Source organism: Nonomuraea aridisoli, from assembly GCF_003236395.1.
Lineage (GTDB): Bacteria > Actinomycetota > Actinomycetes > Streptosporangiales > Streptosporangiaceae > Nonomuraea > Nonomuraea aridisoli.
Window position 1 is genome coordinate 1 of the sequence record NZ_POUD01000513.1, and the last position, 2,376, is coordinate 2,376.

3 protein-coding genes are annotated in these 2,376 nt (G+C 67.8%); all 3 read left to right on the forward strand.

The genetic code is table 11. The features are described from left to right. Positions 1 to 433, forward strand: a 433-nt coding sequence (locus C1J01_RS50815; RefSeq protein ID WP_181449369.1) for a ComF family protein, incomplete at its 5' end; no start/stop codon positions are given. Positions 434 to 1,045: 612 nt separating this feature from the next. Beyond that, entirely contained in the window at positions 1,046 to 1,714 is a 669-nt protein-coding gene (hpf, locus tag C1J01_RS47615; protein ID WP_111185702.1) for a ribosome hibernation-promoting factor, HPF/YfiA family, read from the forward strand. Positions 1,715 to 1,884: 170 nt separating this feature from the next. Further along, positions 1,885 to 2,376 (forward strand): response regulator (locus C1J01_RS47620; protein ID WP_111185704.1); only part of this gene is annotated, 492 nt, incomplete at its 3' end.

Sequence of the window (2,376 nt, forward strand, 5' to 3'; positions counted from 1 at the left end):
GTTCGGTGACGACGCGCATGCCGCCGCGTACGGTGGCGGGCGCTTCGCCGTGGTGCCGGTGCCGAGCGGCGGGCGGCGGGTGCGGGCCCGCGGGCACGATCCGGTGGGGCGGCTCGCGGGAATGGTCGCGCGGCGGCTGCGGGGGCTCGGGCTGGACGCCGTGGAGTGGCCGGCGCTGCGGCAGGTGCGCGGGGTGGCCGACCAGGCGGGGCTGAGCTCCGCCGAGAGGGCCGCCAATCTCGCGGGGTCACTCCGGGTACGCCAGGGCGCGAAAGTGCCTCCAGCGCCGGTTTCACTGCTCGTGGATGACATTGTGACGACCGGCGCCACCCTGGCCGAGGCCGCCGGGGCGCTGCGGGCGACGGGCGTCGCCGTCCCGCTCGCGGTCACCGTCGGAGCGACACGCCGAAGATCTGCGAAGACATTACGGTGACCGTGCGTTAAATCGGGCCCCTGTCACGACTCTGGCCCACAGGTCACATGTCTCTACCCCCGTACGCGCACCGCCGCTGGTGAGCGCCCGGGAAACAGGCCCCCACAAGGGGCGCCCCCCGGTTGAACCACGCATGGGAAGGCGCTTACCGCCTCCGGGGAAATCACGGAAAGTGATCCTTCCACCGATCCCCCGGCTGACATTCGCCCTGGATGCGGATAGCGTTCTGACATGGCACCCGTTCGGGTCCGTGGTTGCGCAGGGTCGGGGTCCCCGGCTCTGCTAGCCGATGCCAGCCGCAGGCGAAACGGTCCACGTAAGGCGACTCTTTGTCGACCGATCACGGTGCGGCTTAGGGGTAAGTCCTGCCTTCCCGGGGGTCCAGATGTCCCCCGTCAGAAGAGAAGGGCAGTAGTGGCATCAGAGCTGCGAAATCCTCAGCAGGCGGATGTGGGGTCGAAGACCAGGTCGGCCGGACGGGTGCCATCAGAGATCCCGGTGACCCCGAGTCGGAAGAGGGGAACGGTGAGAGATAGGCAGACAGAACACCCCGCCCGGCGCGCAGGTGGTCGGGCGCTCTTGCTCAGTCGTTAGACGAAGGGGGGCTGTTGCATGGACATCATCGTCAAGGGCCGGCACACAGGTGTGAGTGATCGGTTCCGAGACCACGTGACGACCAAGCTGGCCAGGATCGAACGTCTGGACAACAAAATCATCCGAGTCGACGTGGAGGTTTCGAAGGAACGCAACCCGCGACTCGCCGACCAGCGCGAGCGCGTAGAGCTCACCATCCATTGCAAGGGGCCGGCGATCCGCGCCGAAGCCTCTGCCGACGACCGGTTCGCAGCCCTCGACCTCGCCCTCGACAAGCTCGAAGGCCGCCTGCGCAGGCTGGCCGACCGGCGCAAGGTCCACCACGGCAACCACTGCCCGCCCTCGCTGGCGGAGATCACCGCGACGCTTCCGGCCGCCGCCGGCCCGACGCCCCGCACCGAGCCCGCCGTCCCCCAGCAGGCGGAGCCTGACGAGGACGAGTACCAGCAGAAGAACGACCAGCTCTACGACGACATCGTCCCGATCGAGATGGACGGCGAGGGGCCGCTCATCGTCAGGGAGAAGTTCCACCGAGCCGAACCCATGACGATCGACCAAGCCCTCCTCGAGATGGAGCTGGTCGGCCACGACTTCTATCTCTTCCGTGACAAGGAGAGCGGCCAGCCCTGCGTCGTCTACAACAGACGCGGGTACAACTACGGCGTGCTGAGGCTCGTAGAGCCCTGATCGCGCGCTGAAAGATCTTCTCGACCACCCGAGAACCGCGGGCACGTGCCATCATGGCGGTTCAACGGCTCTGGCCCCCGACGAGGAGGAGACGTGAGCGAGCTCAGTCAGGTTCAGGTGAGCGAGCGAAGCGAGGGAACGACTGTCGCGAGGCGGATCAAGGAGGCCTCGTGAGCGAGTCTGGCGAGTCCCGCACGCCGGCCGACGAGCCGATCCGCGTCATGATCGTTGACGATCATGAGCTGATCCGGCGGAGCCTGGCGTTGGCGCTGGCCGCCGAGCCCGACATCGAGGTGGTCGGTGAGGCGAGCGACGGGCATGAGGCGGTCGAACTGGCCGACCGCCTCATGCCGGACGTCGCCCTCATGGATGTGCGCATGCCCCGGCGGGACGGCATCGAGGCGACGAAGGGCATCAAAGCCTCCGTCCCCAGCACCCGCATCATCATGCTGACGGTGAGCGACGAGGAGGAAGACCTCTTCGAGGCCATCAAGGCGGGAGCGACCGGCTACCTGCTGAAGGACGTCCAGATCAACGACGTCCCGGCCGCGGTCCGCGGCGTGCACGAAGGCCAGTCGTTAATCAACCCGGCGATGGCGGCGAAGCTCATCAACGAGTTCGCCTCCATGAGCCGCAAGGAGGCCGAACGCCCGCCCCAGCTC

Excerpts from the sequence above, each read along its gene's own strand:
- hpf (WP_111185702.1), top strand. The coding sequence starts at position 1,046 with ATGGACATCATCGTCAAGGGCCGGCACACAGGTGTGAGTGATCGGTTC.